This window comes from Abyssisolibacter sp. ZYX002 (genome assembly GCF_056892235.1).
On record NZ_JARMXH010000004.1, the window covers coordinates 158,759 to 174,454 of the forward strand.

Below are 15,696 nucleotides of genomic sequence, written 5' to 3' on the forward strand. Positions count from 1 at the left end.
CTACTATCTAAATACAAGGAGGTTTATATGACGTTTGCGGTTGAGGTGAAAAATTTAACTAGAGAATATCAGATAACAAAAGGCATAATTAACAAGAAAAAATCAAAAGTAAGAGCTCTAAAAGGTATAGAATTTTCCATAAATAAAGGAGAGATATTTGGCTTGCTTGGACCAAATGGTGCAGGGAAAACAACAACTATAAAAATATTGTCTACGCTACTTGCTCCTACATCAGGAGAAGCTAAGGTACTAGGGCATAATACATTCAAAGAGGCAAAAAAACTTCGCTCAAAGATTAATTTTATATTTGGAGGAGAAAGAAATCTTTACTGGAGACTAAGTGCTAAAGATAATCTAATATATTTTTCTGATTTATATAAAATAGATAGAAGTATACAGAAAAAAAGAATACCTGAGTTAATAGAGATGGTAGGGTTAAAAGGCAGAGAAGGCGAGAAGGTGGAGACATTTTCTAAAGGAATGAAACAGAGACTTCAGATAGCAAGAGGTTTAATAAATAATCCTCAGATTATATTTTTAGATGAACCTACAATAGGATTAGACCCAATAGGAGCTAGAGATTTGAGAGGTATTATAAATAAGCTCAAAGACAGAGGGAAAACTCTATTGCTCACAACACACTATATGCATGAAGCAGAGGAGTTATGTGACAGAGTTGCAATAATAAATGGGGGAAAGATAAAGGCGCTTGATACACCAAGTGGACTAAAAAAATTAACAGTAGGCAAATCTATTCTCGAGATAAAGGCGTTAAATGTCAACCAAGATATTATAAAAAAAGTTACTGTCCTAAATAATGTTGAAGCAGTCAATATAAAAGATATTGATCAGTTTCAAGTCGTGCAAATACAATACTCTGGAGATAATGATATTACAGAAGATGCAATAAAAATAATGAATGGATGTAAAATTAAAAACATTAATCATAGAGTTGCTTCACTAGAAGATGCATATATCAAGCTAGTAGGTGAAGAGATATGAAAAAGACATTAAATATCATACTAGAAAGTTGTAAATTACAAATGAAGCAGTCGTTTGCAAGGGCCACATTCAAATTCTGTGTATTAGTACAGCCTATTATATACGGATTGATTATGTACTTAATGTATAGAGATTCAGGGCATGATAATTTTGTATCGTTTGTAATACTAGGTACTGGTTTCATGAGTTTATGGAGCTCTATTTGTTTTTCGTCAGCAGGAGATATAGAAAGAGAGCGTTATATGGGGACATTAGAGATTATCACATCTACGCCAGCAGACTTTAGAATAATAATGCTAGGAAAAATAATAGGAAATATAATATTAGGTGTTATGTCTATGCTAATAACTTATGTATTTATAGCTATAGTATTTTCGGAAAATATGACTATAGCAAATCCATACCTGTTCATGTTTGTATTTATCCTTACAATTATATCGTTTATAGGAATATCAATGCTACTAGCATCATGTTTTACATTATCAAGAAATGCTAGAGCGCTGATGAATTGCCTTGAATATCCTATATTTATACTATGTGGAGTCATATTTCCAATTAGTATTTTACCAACATGGACTAGATGGATATCTTATACTTTATCACCAACTTGGTCAATAAAAATGCTCAGAATGTGTGTTGCGGGTGTTCAGGATATGGTCGAATTTAGGACATGTCTAATATCGCTTATAACTCTCACAGTTATATATACAGCTTTAGCAATAATACTGTATGCTCAGATAGACAAAAAAACTAGAATAAAAGCAACTTTGGGGGTGTATTAATGATAGCAAGATTTTTTAGACAGTCGATGATGTCATTTAAGGCATTATTTGGATGGTTAGATCCCAAAATATATATATTAGTTAAAATCGTAAATCCTATATTTCAGTTAGTATTCTATTGTTTGTTAGCTGGATATGCTTTTAAGGCAAAAGACATAAAGCCGTGGGTTATAGGTAACTCAATTATACTATGTACATATAACTGTATATTTGGGGTAGGAACGGTCTTATCAAACGACCGCAGAGCAGGTACATTAAAACTTGTAACAGCATCACCAGCAAACAACATATATATATTTGTAAGCAAAGCATTTATGCATGTAATAGATTCCTTCTTTACTGTTGCTATCGGTTTTATAGCTGGCAGTATAATTTTTAATATAAGCTTTGCAGGTGTTAATTTCGTGTTGTTAGCTTTAGCTATTTTTATAGCAATGATATCAGCGACATGCTTTGGTCTTATAATATCAAGCTTAGGGTTAGTTACAAGAGATATGAATTTGATAATGAACAGTGTAGTAATGATATTGAAGCTTTTGAGCGGAGCTATTATTCCAATAGCTAAGCTCCCGAGCGGATTACAAAAGATAACGTATTACATGCCACTATCTAGAAGTATAAAGGCAGCAAAGTTAATAGGAAACGGTGTAGGCGAAGGAGTTTATAGTTTAATAGGACAAGAGATAGTAGTAGCTTTAATATATGCTCTAATCGGAATCATAATGTTTGTGATAACAGAGAAGATTGCAATAGATAGGGGGACATTAGAGGCGTATTAATAATCTAAAGAATAAGTATGAATAATTAGTGAATTATAAAAAGAAGCATATCCGTTTCCGAAGAAACCAAGATATGCTTCTTTAATATTTGGTAATAATCAATGAATGAATTATTACATTTTCTCACTTAACTCAATAAACTTATTGATGTCTTCCTCTATCACATCAAGAGAACTCTTCCAGAACTCTTTATCATGTACGTCTATATTAACCATGTTAGTGATAGTAGCTATATCGTTTTTCCCAGTTTCAGATAATAGTTTATCGTAAGTATCAATAAACTTATCCCCTTGTTTTAAATATTCGGCATATAATCCCTTAGCAAATAAATCACCAAATGCATAAGGGAAGTTATAGAAATTAGCATCTGCATAATAGTAGTGAACCTTGCATGCCCACATATATGGATGGAGGATTTCATGGTCAAGACCATCCCCATAAGCTTCTTTTTGGGCTTCTAGCATAATATTGTTTAGCTCATCAACAGATAAAGCGTGGTCTCTTCTTATCTCGAAAAGCTTAGTCTCAAATAAATAACGACTGTAGATATCAACAATTACTTGTGTAGAATCAGATATAGACATCTCTAAAATCGTGAAAGCTTCTTCATCAGTAGCTGTTTTAAGAGCAGCTTTACCAACTATAGTTTCACAAAAGATAGAAGCAGTTTCAGCGATAGGCATAGGATAATTGCAGTTAAATGTAGATTCATCCTTTAAACAATACCCATGATAACCATGACCTAACTCATGTGCTAAAGTAGTCATATTGCTATAAGTGTTGCTAAAGTTAGATAGTATTCTACTTTCGCCAATAGAATGGATTCCATAGCAGAATGCACCACCCCTTTTACCTTCCTTAGGCTCAGCGTCTATCCACCTTTTCTCAAATGCATTATCAGCAAAATCAGCAAGCTTATCACTGAATGTTCTGAAATTATTAACAATATATTTTCTTGCCTCTGGATAAGTATACTTAATTTCTTTGTCCCCCATAGGAGCAAACAAATCATAGAATGGAAGTCCGCTTTTATGACCTAGTAATTTTGCTTTAGTTCTTAAATATTTGTGAAAAACAGGAAGTTTTTCTTTAATAGCTTCAAGCATAGCATCAAGAGTTTCTTTATCCATCCTAGAATCTATAAGAGTTTTTTCAAGAGGAGATGTATATCCTCTCATATCCGATATAGTAATAACTTCTCCTTTTACACCGTTGATGCAAGCTGCAGAGGATGCATCAATCTTTTTATAAGCTTTCAACTCAGCAGAGTAAGCCTTCTGTCTTACGATTGGATCTTTATCATAAGCTAAATTTCTAACAACAGAAAGAGGAAGCTGTTTATGCTTACCGTCAAGCTCGATATCAACCATTAAGTTTGAAGATACCATACCTTGAAGAGTAGAAAAGGCACTAGAACCAGTGTTTTTCATTTTAGAGATTAAGACTTCTTCATTATCACTTAATAAGAATTTTGATTTATTGGCAAGTTCTTTTAAATAGAAGCTATGTTCTCTAAGAAAATTATCTGAGTTAATAACTTCATCTAGATTATCCAATTTACCTAAATATTTCTTAAATTGAACATTTGGTGTTGTAAAGTTAGAAGCCATCATTTGCAATTTATCGCAATATTTTGTAGCGTTTTCATCCTTAGTATTAACACTCAAAGACAGCGAAGAAAATGCATATAATTTTTCAAAAAAATCACCTAATTTTTTACTCAAATCTAGATATTTCTTGATAGTGCCAGTTGGACTAGTAACGACACTAAGGTTTGACTTGCTCCAATCACAAAACTCCCCCAATAATTCATTACATTTTTCAAAATCATTAATAAATTCCGTACATTCAAATGAAGAATATAGTTCGTTTAAACTCCATTTCATTTCCATATAATATACCTCCTAATAAATGGTCTATAGGATTGTGCTATTAAAATAAGAATATTATTCCCAGCAAAATCCCTTTAAATATAATCATATAATATTATACAACAAAATATAGCGTTATTAATTAAATGTAACATTTTTTAAGGTAAAAAGTTTATACATATTAAAAAAAGGTTGGTGCATTGAATATACAGAAATGCAACAACCTTTTTTAAATTTTAATGTAATGCTTTATATAATGACTTGTAATTACCTGCTTTAGCGTGATCAGTCCAACAATGGCATAGGCATTTAATATCTGCATTGCAAGTTAAACCTAAATCAACTTTTTTCCTTAGATTTTTCATAGTGTTACTCCTTTCTATAATTTATTTTATGATTATAAAACCATTATAGTAGAATAAATGCAGGAAAAATGTCAAAATATAGAAAAGAAATATTTAAATTTTCTTAACATAGAATATGAGAAAAGAATTCTACAAAGTATTTAAAGAATTAGTAGCGATTAAAAGTGACACAGGAACTGTATTAGAAGGAATGTCGAGGATAATAGATTATTTTAGTCAAAATCTAGAGTGTTGTGGGAAATACAAGCTATCAAAAGAATATTGCTTTGACAGAAGTGTTGTATGGGTACTAGTAATGACACTATCATACTTATAAATCATCATAGTGTAGTTGACTCTCTAGAAGAGTGGATATTTGGGAGAAAGACATGTTTCAGTTACTCAGAGCAAGAAAAACAATCCAAAAACTGAACTAATAAATTTATTAGTTACCACATGACCAACAAAGATAACTAATTAAGTCACAAAGAAGCATATCAGTTTTCAAAGAAATCAAGATATGCTTCTTTACATTAATAATAATTCACAATAAACCTATAACATTTTCTCACTTAACTCAATAAATTTATTGATATCTTTTTCTATTACATCAAGAGAACTTTTCCAGAACTCTTTATCATGTACGTCTATATTAACCATGTTAGTAATAGTAGCTATATCGTTTTTACCAGTTTCAACTAGCAATTTATCATAAAGATCAATAAACTTATCACCTTGTTTTAGATATTCAGCATATAGTCCTTTAGCAAATAACTCTCCAAAAGCATAAGGGAAGTTGTAGAAGTTTGTATCTGCATAATAATAATGAACTTTACATGCCCACGTGTATGGATGTAAGAATTCATGATTAAGAGCATCACCATAAACTTCTTTTTGAGCTTCTGACATTGTATTGTTTAGTTCATCAACAGATAAAGCATGATCTTTTCTTATCTCAAAAAGTTTAGTTTCAAATAGATAACGACTGTATATGTCAACTATTGCTTGAGTTGTATTTGAAATAGACATTTCTAAAATAGTAAGAGCTTCATCAGCAGTAGCAGTTTTAAGAGCAGCTTCTCTAACTATAGTTTCACAAAGAATAGAAGCAGTTTCAGCAGTAGGCATAGTAAATTCGCAGTTGAAAAAAGATTCATCTTTTAAACAATACGCATGATAACCATGACCTAACTCATGAGCAAGAGTAGCCATGCTGCTATAATTATTGTTGAAATTGGATAAAATCCTACTTTCACCAATACAACGAATTTCATCGGAGAATGCACCACCTACTTTACCTTCTCGAGGTTCAGCATCAATCCACCTTTTTTCAAATGCATTATCAGCAAAATCAGCAAGTCTATCACTAAAAGTTCTAAAATTATCAACTATATATTTTCTTGCCTGAGGATAAGAAAAAGTAATTTCTTTATCTCCAATAGGGGCAAACAAATCATAGAATGGTAGGCCGTTTTTATGACCTAATAGTTTTGCTTTAGTTTTTAAATATTTATGAAAAACAGGTAGTCTGTCTTTTATAGTAGATAGCATAGTGTCTAAAGTTTCTTTATCCATTCTAGAATCTATAAGAGTTTTTTCAAGAGGAGAATTATAACCTCGTCTATCTGATAAAGTAATAACTTCACCTTTTATTCCATTAATACAGGCAGCAGATGTTTCATCAATTTTTTTATAAGATTTGAGTTCTGCCAAGTAAGCTTTTTGTCTTACTATAGAGTCCTTGTCATAAGCTAAGTTTCTAACAACAGAAAGAGGAAGTTGTTGTTTCTTTCCGTCAAGCTCAATATCGACCATTAAGTTTGAAGATACAACATCCTGAAGTGTAGAAAAAGCGTTTGAACCAGTATTTTTCATTTTAGAAATCAACATTTCTTCATTATCGCTTAGCAAATATTTTGATTTATTAGCAAGCTCGTTTAAATAAAAATCATGTTCCTTAAGTAAATTGTCCGAATTAATTATTTCTTGCAGATTATCTAAACGTTTTAGATATTTCATAAATAAAACGTTAGGAATAGTTAAATCAGACTCTATCATTTGTAGTTTGTCGCAATATTTTGCAGCAGTTTCATCTTTAGTATTAACGCATGAAGACAGCGATGAAAATTCATCTAATTTTTCAAGACAATTATTTATTTGATCGCTTAACTCTAAGTATTTTTTAATCGTATTGACAGGATTGGTGAAATCGTTAAGATTTGATTTACTCCAATTGCAAAAGTCGCTTGATAAATTACGACATTTATTAAAGTCATTTGTAAATTCTGTACATTCAAACGAAGAATACAATTCATTTAAACTCCATTTCATTTCCATATAATATACCTCCTAATAAATGGTGTGTAGGATTGTGCATTAAATAAGAATATTATTCCCAGCAAAAATCCTTTTAAATATAATCATATTATACAATAAAATACAGTGGGATTAAAAAAATATGAATTTAATGTAACATTTTCATAAGGAAAAAAATTTAATAGTAAATTAAATACAGAAAAAATAAAAAAATGTAAAAAAATAGAAAGTACATATTGATTATTCTTAATTATATTCTAATAAAAAATAGTCATTATATGATAAAATCGTAATTAATAACATCTGCGCGGGGGGAAAATATATGAGAAAAGATATCTACAAAGTATTTAAAGAATTAGTAGCGATTAAAAGCGACACAGGAACTGTATTAGAAAGGAATGTCGAGGATTATATTTATGAGCATATAAAAAACATAGATTATTTTAGCCAAAATCCTGAGTATTATGGGAAATACAAGTTATCAAAAGAAGATTGCTTTGACAGAAGTGTTGTGTGGGGACTAGTGAAGGGAACTAGTAATGACACTATCATACTTATAAATCATCATGATGTAGTTGACTCTCTAGACTACGGTGTATTATCAGAATATGCTTATAATGTAGATAAAATAAAACAAAAGCTAAAAGAGATTAATGTATCGCAAGAAGTTAGAGTAGATTTAGAAAATGATAAGTGGATATTTGGAAGAGGAACCTGTGATATGAAGGCAGGTATAGCTTTGCAGCTTTATATATTGGAGCAATATTCTAAGATAAAAGAATTTAAAGGGAATATACTCTTTTTATCTGTGCCAGATGAAGAAAATCTATCACTAGGGATGAGAGATGGAGTTAGGTTACTGAATAAGTTAAAAGATAAATATGGATTAGAATATAAGCTATTGATAAACTCTGAGCCACACCAAAGGCAGATTGAAAATCAAGGTGTGCTTTACGAAGGTTCAGTAGGAAAGATAATGTGCCAAATATATATAAGAGGTAAAAAAACTCATATAGGTGATATATATCAAGGGCTTAATCCATCACTGATACTATCAGAAATTATAAGAAGAATAGAAGTAAATAATGATTTTTCAGATGTAGAAGGCGAAGAAATATCTCCACCACCTTCATGGATATACTTTAGAGATAAAAAAGAGAGATATGATGTTTCAGTACCAGAATTTGCAGGAGGTTACTTTAGTGTCCTTACTCTTAACACTACACCAAAAGAAATTATAGAAAAACTTAAAACTATTTGTAACGAATCTTTTGAAGAGGCGATAGAGCATCTTTTAAAAAGCTATGATAGATACAGTCTTGTTAATAGCATGAAAGAAAAACTGAATTACAAAGTAAATGTAAAGACATTTGAGGAAATTTATAAAGAAGCAAAAACAAATGGAAAAGATGTATTTATAGATGCATATAACAATGAAATGAGAGAGCTTGAAAAAGAGCTAAAGGCTGGTGATATTAATCTGGCTGAATGTGGATTTTCGCTAACTAAAAAGACTCTAGAATACGCATATGATAAATCTCCTGTTGTAGTAATATCATTTGTGCCACCATATTATCCACATATATCAAATATAAAATTAGAAAATATATCAGATAAAATAAAGAATATAAGTAATATAATAAATGAATTTACAACAAAAGAATTCGGTGAAAACTATGTAAGTAAAAATTATTTTATGGGCATATCAGACATGAGTTACACAGGGCTTTTAAATAGCGAAGAAACAATCCCATATATATCAACAAATATGCCACTTTATTCAACGCTATATACAGTACCATTGAAGGAACTAAAAGAGCTTCAAATACCAGTAATAAATATAGGGCCATGGGGAAAAGACTTACACAAGTTTACAGAGAGAGTATATCAGCCAGATTTATTAGAAAAAACACCTAGTATTATAAAGCATGTGATTGATTATATGTTAGATTAATTTGGATTGAACATTTTGACAAAGTATAAGCTATAACATAGGGATGTCTAGTTAGACATCCCTTAGACTGTAGAAAAAAGCCCAATTTCTGCGTTGTCTTCAAATTTCCGTTACTTACTTACCTCTAAATAAGCTCTGCTACTCAATTTTAACACGCCTTGAACTTGAACTTAAAGTCTGCTATATGTTATAAAACTATTTTTCACTATACAATTGAACTATTTTAACAATGACTTCAACAGCCTTAACCATTGATTCGATACATATATACTCGTATTTACCGTGGAAGTTATGCCCACCTGTGAACATGTTAGGGCAAGGTAATCCCATAAAAGATAATCTAGCGCCATCAGTACCACCTCTTATAGGGCATATTAAAGGTTCGACATTACACGCCTCCATAGCTTGCCTAGCTGTATCAACTATATGCATAACAGGTAGTATTTTTTCCTTCATATTGAAATATTGGTCTTTAAGCTCAAAGTTCACAGTGTTTTTACCGTATTTTTTATTTAAAAAGTCAGCTATGTCTTTAATCAGATTTTTCTTATTTTCAAACTTCTCTTTGTCGTGATCCCTTATTATGTATCTAAGTGATGAGTTTTCAACAGTACCTTTCATATCGATTAGATGATAAAAACCTTCATATCCATCAGTGTATTCAGGTTTATCAAATACTGGTAACATTGAGTTGAACTCTATAGCAATTAGTGAAGAATTTATCATTTTGTTCTTTGCAGATCCTGGGTGAACATTTCTACCGTTAACGTTTATCGTAACACCAGCAGCATTGAAGTTTTCGTATTCAAGCTCACCAATAGGCCCGCCATCTACAGTATATGCAAAATCAGCATTAAATTTTTTTACATCAAATAAATCAGCACCCCTACCTATTTCCTCATCTGGAGTAAATGCTATTTTTATATCACCATGTTTGATATCTGGATTGTTAACTAAGAACTCCACAGCACTCATAATTTCAGCTATACCTGCTTTATCATCAGCACCTAACAGAGTAGTTCCATCCGTTGTAATTAAAGTTTTTCCCACATAATCTTTAAGTGAAGGGAAGTCATTTGGGGAAAGGATTATATTATTATCATCATTAAGAACAATATCATTTCCGTCATAATTCTCTACTATTTGTGGATTAACATTTGCACCAGACATGTCAGGGCTAGTATCCATATGAGCTATAAAACCTATAGAAGGAAGGTTTTTATCACTATTAGAAGGAAGTGTAGCCATAACATAACCGTTTTCATCTACGCTTACATCAGTTAGATTTAATTCATTTAATTCTTTTACTAATTCATTTGCAAGGTTAAGTTGTTTCTTAGAACTCGGACAAGTCTCAGAAAATTCGTCAGATTCAGTATCAAACTTCACGTATTTTAAAAATCTTTCTACTACATTTTTCATTTAATCACTCCTTGTATATTCCAAATATTATTTGGATATTGATATGTTTATTATAACATAATAGGATGTCTATTTTTTTGTATTAAAAGATATTTTTGGTTGTTTAAAGCAGAAGTATAGTTAACTACTACATCTAAGATACAAAAAGTAGAAATTTAATTATTTTTAAGAAACATTTAAGAAACAACTATATGATTAATAACATAAACTAATAGTAGATAAGGTTGATATATGTTATAATATAAAAATATGTGAAGAAAACTGTTAAATTATTAAATTACTTACGAAAGGAGTTTGACTTAAATATGGTGTATAATTATAAGACGAATGGAGTATGCTCAAAGCAAATAACATTTGAAGTAGAACAAGGCATAGTAAAAAATGTTTTATTTACAGGAGGCTGTCCTGGCAATCTTCAAGCAGTTGCTAAATTGGTAGAAGGTATGAAAATAGAAGAAGTAATAAGTAGATTGAAAGATATAAAATGTGGTCCAAAATCTACTTCATGTCCAGATCAACTTGCAGCAGCGCTACAAGTAGTGCTAGAGAGAGAAAAAGTAAAAGTAATATAAAAAGAATAAAAGACTAAAACTAGCTCAATAAAAAAATGAGCTAGTTTTTATTTTTACAAAAATATACATTAGTGGAATATAAAAATAGTTCTAAAATATTTGACAGAGTGATATAATAATACAAACGCGAACTTACGTTCGGGAAGGATGGTTTTATGTCACCAAGATTAATAATGCATATTGATGTTAACTCAGCTTTTCTTTCATGGCAAGCAGCATATAACAAGCAAATAGGGATAGAAGAAGATATAAGAAATATACCAGCAATAGTAGGAGGAGATATATCATCAAGAAGAGGTATAGTGCTAGCAAAATCAATTCCAGCTAAAAAACTGGGGATAAAAACAGGTGAGAGTTTATTTGAAGCGAGGTTAAAGTGCAAAAAACTAAAAGTAGTTCCTCCTAATTATGACTTATACGTAAAGAGTAGTAAAGCGTTTAGGAAAATTTTAAGTGAATATTCACCCAAAATAGAAGTGTTCAGTATAGATGAATGTTTTATGGATTATACAGGATTAGATAGTTATTTTGGAGGGCCTATAAAGGTAGCATATGATATAAAAGATAGAATAAACAGAGAGTTAGGATTTACAGTAAATATAGGAATATCCTCAAACAAACTACTTGCAAAAATGGCAGGAGAGTTGAAAAAGCCAAATATAGTAGATACGATATTTCTAGGAGAAGTACCTAAGAAGTTATGGCCACTTCCAGTTTCAAAGCTGTTTATGGTTGGAAGACAAACTAAAAAAAAGTTAGAGAAAATAGGAATACAGACAATAGGAGATTTAGCAAATAGTGATTACGAATTTATATCAAAAACACTTAAATCACATGGAAGGCTTATATACCAATATGCATGGGGTAAAGATAGTTCAGATGTAAAAAAGAACGAAGAAATACCAATTAAAAGTATAGGAAATGGAAGCACTATAAAATTTGATGTGTGTGATAAACAGACAGCATATTTAATAATATTAAGTCTAGTAGAAACAGCAGCAAATAGACTAAGGCAAGCAAATATGCAAACAGGGTTGATATATATAGGTATTAAAAACGGTGATTTTTCATACAAAAGCCACCAAAGAAAGATATACACACCTACAGATTCAACTTTTGAAATATACCAAATAGCAAAAGAGGTATTTGATGAGATATGGGATGGCACACCATTAAGGCAATTTACAATAAGGCTTTGTGATATAAGCAGTTCGCAATTTTCACAACTCAGCATATTCACCAAAAAAAATCACCAAAAAAACGTGGCCTTAGACAGAGTAGTTGATAGATTAAGAGAAAGATATGGAAAAGATTTAATCAAGAGAGGAGTATTCGTTAACAGTGATCTAAACCATATGATAGGAGGAGTGGGGAGTAATGATGAATATACTATGATGTCTAGTTTACTTTAAAATTGCAAAACTTCCCGTTATCAAAATGCTCATGACTACGTTTAAAACTGTGAGTTAGTTCTATTATTGTTTAAACATAAAGTTTACCCTGAAATATTATTGAATTTTGATAAATATGCTGTAGTCGTATAGTTATTGATTTTCTGGTGGATATTCAGGTTTAAGAGAGGATTAGATTATGAAGATAGTAAATAAACCAATAGATACAGTTGTAGTTTTTGAATCTAACAAAAATAAAATAATACCATACAAGTTCAAATATGATGATAAAACAGTCAAAATTGACGTGATAGATAAGGTGTATGAGGAGAAACTTGCAGGCAATAGAAGGATAGTTTTTGTTTGCACTAATAAAGGACATATAAGATATGAGTTGAAGTATGAGATAGATACTTGTCTTTGGTATTTATTTAAGATATAAGATGATAAAAGTCTAACAACATAAAAAAACAGAAGATTTTCCTTCGTTTAAGTACATTGTTACAATTCATTGAAGCATATTCGTTTTTCTGGAGAGCAAATTTAAGTAGTTTGTTTCTAATACGATTTTATAAAATTCTAGAAACAAGCTCTTATCGGGGACCTTAAGAAATAGGATATGTTTTTTTGTTATTAGGAAATCTTAATAACCAAAAGCTATAAGATTTGCCCTTTATTTTTAGGAAAAACTTATTCCATTCAAGAGAAGTATGAGTCATTGGTACTATTTTATATTAACTTTAAACAAAAAAACAGAGGTTTATTTTACAAGAGTTTTACAAATCAAAAAAAGTAGTGAAAAAACAGTTTATATGTGGTTAAATAGAATATAAGGACAGTATTATAGAAGGGAGGTAGAAGATGTACGAATTAGCTCATACGTGTATTGTCGTAAAAGATATTTATAAATCCAAAGAATTCTATATGAAAGTATTAAATCTAGCATTACATAGCGAACTTGAAACAGATAGGCTAAAAATGGTGCTGTTAGATACGGGAAGTAGTAAAGTGGAGTTAATCCAGTATAAAAATATGGATTATACATATAGAGAAAGAGGCCCAATTGATCATATTGCATTTTATGTAGATGATTTAGATAAAGAGATAGTAAGTATAAAAAGTAGGGCTAATATAGAATTTTTAACAGAACCTAAAATGTTGAATGGAAAGAAGCTAGTATTTTTCAAAGGCTTAAGTGGAGAACGGATAGAAATTATAGAAAAGTAATAATCATAAAAGTGGGGATGGTATGAATAAAAAAATAAAATTAATAATAGGGTTTGTTTTTATAATAGCAGGATTAGCAGTAGGAATAAGAGCTTTATTTATGGAGCTGACAAATGATGCGTATGCAGCATCGTATGAAGAAACAAGAATAAGTATAGATGGTAAACTAATAGATGATGTTGGACGTGCTATTGTTGAAGAGGACAACATATATATTCCTGTTGATATATTCGTTAAGTACTTACATCAGGATTCTATAGTTAACGAGGAGAGCAAAACTTTAATAGTAAATTTCCCAAATCCAAAGTTTACATTGCCAAGCAAATTATCAAATAAGAGGATAGAAAATGGAGTATCTATAAACTTTTTATTATCAAATAAAGAAGAAATTAACTACATAGATATTTTAGATATGGGCAAGTTACTCAGAATAAAAATGCAATATAACCAATCGCGTAATGTCTTAAACATAGACACAAATATTCAGTTTACACAGACAGATAAAGTAGATCAACCAAATCAAGCAAATCAAGTAGGTATAATAAACAGAAACACATCTTTGAGATTAACACAATCTTCTTTTTCAGAAAAAATAGATACATTGTCTAAGGGAGATAAAGTAACTATATTTGAAGAAGGAGAGAAATGGAGTAAAATAAAGACTCAAAATGGAAAAGTAGGTTTTGTAATAAAATCAAAAATAGACAGGATAGGTCAAGATAGTCAAACAGGTTTAGATAACGAAGACACAACTGATTTAAACGCATTAAATCAGAAAGATAATGGTGGTCAACTAAATCAAGTAGGTATAATAAACAGAAACACATCTATGAGATTAAAACAATCTTCTTTTTCAGAAAGAATAGATAGATTGTCTAAGGGAGACAAAGTAATTATATTTGAAGAAGGAGAGAAATGGAGTAAAGTAAAAAATCAAAATGGGAAAATAGGTTTTGTAATAAATTCAAAAATAGATAAAACAGGTGAAAGTGGTCAAACAGGTATTGATAACACTGACAATACAACTAATTTAAATGTATTAAAGCAGCCTTACAAACCTGATGGGAAGATAGGCTTAGCATGGGTTCAAGTTAGTTTGAATTCACCAAACTTAAAAGAAGAAGAAAAAATTGATGGGTTAGATGTAGTATCGCCTACATGGTTTGCTATAACAGATAAGACTGGATATGTTAAGAACAAGGCTTCGTTTGACTATGTGAAAGAAGCTCACAAAAAAGGATATAAAGTGTGGGGACTTGTAAGCAACAGCTTTAACAAGGACTTAACTCATGAAATATTGATAAATAAAAAAGCGCAAGAAAACGTAATAAAACAACTTTTAGTCTATGCAAGTTTATATGATTTGGATGGAATAAATATTGACTTTGAAAATGTATATTATGAAGATAAAGCACTTTTTACAGCCTTTATAAAAGATATGACTACCGCATTTAAAGAAAGTAATCTAGTTGTATCTATAGACATGACTGTGCCAGAAGGAAGCTTAACATGGTCTAAATTTTTAGATAGAAAAAAAATAGGACAAATAGTTGATTATTGCATGATTATGACATATGATGAACATTGGGCATCTAGCCCTAAAAGTGGCTCAGTAGCATCTATAGGATGGGTTAAAAAAGGTATGCAGCAAACAATGGAGTTAGTACCAAAAGAAAAGCTACTAGTAGGGATACCTTTCTATACCAGAGTGTGGGAAGAGACAACATTGAAAAATGGGAAAGTAAAAGTTAAAGCAAAATCATTATCTATGCAATCAGTAAACGATAAAATTATGCAATATAGCCTTACACCAAAGTGGCTAGATGATGTTGGTCAGTACTATGTTGAGTATCGCGAAAATGGAAAGAGATATAGAATATGGATAGAAGATTCTAAATCAATACAGCTTAAAGCAGCCTTAGTAGATGAATACGGTTTAGCAGGAGTAGCTTGCTGGAGAAAAGGCTTTGAAACACCTGAAGTATGGGGAATTATAAAAAAAGAATTAAAAAAGTAATTTATAATACGTGAAGCTG

At 30.6% G+C, this 15,696-nt stretch carries 14 protein-coding genes; 10 read left to right on the forward strand and 4 right to left on the reverse strand.

Features of this window, described 5'->3' with window-relative positions; genetic code table 11:
* Positions 1-27 precede the first annotated feature (27 nt).
* From P3X86_RS13285 to P3X86_RS13295, 3 genes are read left to right on the forward strand one after another with little or no spacing between them, the layout of a single operon-like run.
* On the forward strand, positions 28-1,002 hold the full coding sequence (locus P3X86_RS13285) for an ABC transporter ATP-binding protein (RefSeq protein ID WP_483293184.1): 975 nt from the start codon (positions 28-30) through the stop codon (positions 1,000-1,002).
* Entirely contained in the window at positions 999-1,784 is a 786-nt protein-coding gene (locus tag P3X86_RS13290) for an ABC transporter permease (RefSeq protein ID WP_483293185.1), read from the forward strand. The genes P3X86_RS13285 and P3X86_RS13290 overlap by 4 nt, the downstream gene beginning before the upstream one ends.
* Positions 1,784-2,563, forward strand: a complete 780-nt coding sequence (locus P3X86_RS13295; protein ID WP_483293186.1) for an ABC transporter permease — start codon at positions 1,784-1,786, stop codon at positions 2,561-2,563. The genes P3X86_RS13290 and P3X86_RS13295 overlap by 1 nt, the downstream gene beginning before the upstream one ends.
* A gap of 113 nt (positions 2,564-2,676) precedes the next feature.
* Here the strand turns inward: P3X86_RS13295 and P3X86_RS13300 are convergent, their stop codons facing one another.
* Positions 2,677-4,455 carry a M3 family oligoendopeptidase gene (locus P3X86_RS13300; protein ID WP_483293187.1) on the reverse strand — a complete coding sequence of 593 codons (1,779 nt, stop codon included), beginning with the start codon at positions 4,453-4,455 and terminating at the stop codon, positions 2,677-2,679.
* A gap of 215 nt (positions 4,456-4,670) precedes the next feature.
* Positions 4,671-4,799, reverse strand: a complete 129-nt coding sequence (locus P3X86_RS13305) for a hypothetical protein (RefSeq protein ID WP_483293188.1) — start codon at positions 4,797-4,799, stop codon at positions 4,671-4,673.
* Between the two features lie 115 nt (positions 4,800-4,914).
* Between P3X86_RS13305 and P3X86_RS13310 the strand changes: the two genes are divergently transcribed.
* The gene (locus P3X86_RS13310) at positions 4,915-5,115 is read left to right on the forward strand and encodes a hypothetical protein (RefSeq protein ID WP_483293189.1); all 201 of its coding nucleotides are present in this window, start codon (positions 4,915-4,917) and stop codon (positions 5,113-5,115) included.
* 218 nt (positions 5,116-5,333) lie between these two features.
* Here the strand turns inward: P3X86_RS13310 and P3X86_RS13315 are convergent, their stop codons facing one another.
* Complete coding sequence (locus tag P3X86_RS13315) at positions 5,334-7,115, reverse strand: M3 family oligoendopeptidase (protein WP_483293190.1); 1,782 nt, start codon at positions 7,113-7,115, stop codon at positions 5,334-5,336.
* 301 nt (positions 7,116-7,416) lie between these two features.
* Between P3X86_RS13315 and P3X86_RS13320 the strand changes: the two genes are divergently transcribed.
* Positions 7,417-9,048 (forward strand): M20/M25/M40 family metallo-hydrolase, encoded by a 1,632-nt coding sequence (locus tag P3X86_RS13320; protein WP_483293191.1) that lies wholly within the window; start codon positions 7,417-7,419, stop codon positions 9,046-9,048.
* Positions 9,049-9,243: 195 nt separating this feature from the next.
* Here the strand turns inward: P3X86_RS13320 and pepT are convergent, their stop codons facing one another.
* Positions 9,244-10,470, reverse strand: a complete 1,227-nt coding sequence (gene pepT / locus P3X86_RS13325; RefSeq protein ID WP_483293192.1) for a peptidase T — start codon at positions 10,468-10,470, stop codon at positions 9,244-9,246.
* Between the two features lie 305 nt (positions 10,471-10,775).
* On the opposite strand from pepT, the gene P3X86_RS13330 reads away from it, so the two are divergent.
* The 5 genes from P3X86_RS13330 to P3X86_RS13350 all read left to right on the forward strand — a co-directional run bounded on the left by P3X86_RS13330 (position 10,776) and on the right by P3X86_RS13350 (position 15,677).
* A complete protein-coding gene (locus P3X86_RS13330) occupies positions 10,776-11,042 on the forward strand; it encodes a TIGR03905 family TSCPD domain-containing protein (RefSeq protein ID WP_483293193.1) in 267 nt (88 codons plus the stop codon).
* Positions 11,043-11,197: 155 nt separating this feature from the next.
* On the forward strand, positions 11,198-12,454 hold the full coding sequence (locus P3X86_RS13335) for a DNA polymerase Y family protein (protein ID WP_483293194.1): 1,257 nt from the start codon (positions 11,198-11,200) through the stop codon (positions 12,452-12,454).
* 178 nt (positions 12,455-12,632) lie between these two features.
* Positions 12,633-12,875, forward strand: a complete 243-nt coding sequence (locus P3X86_RS13340) for a hypothetical protein (protein ID WP_483293195.1) — start codon at positions 12,633-12,635, stop codon at positions 12,873-12,875.
* A 419-nt stretch (positions 12,876-13,294) separates the two neighbouring features.
* Positions 13,295-13,660: a VOC family protein gene (locus P3X86_RS13345; RefSeq protein ID WP_483293196.1), complete on the forward strand. Its 366-nt coding sequence runs from the start codon at positions 13,295-13,297 to the stop codon at positions 13,658-13,660.
* A gap of 22 nt (positions 13,661-13,682) precedes the next feature.
* Positions 13,683-15,677, forward strand: a complete 1,995-nt coding sequence (locus P3X86_RS13350; protein WP_483293197.1) for a glycosyl hydrolase family 18 protein — start codon at positions 13,683-13,685, stop codon at positions 15,675-15,677.
* The last annotated feature ends 19 nt before the right edge of the window (positions 15,678-15,696 follow it).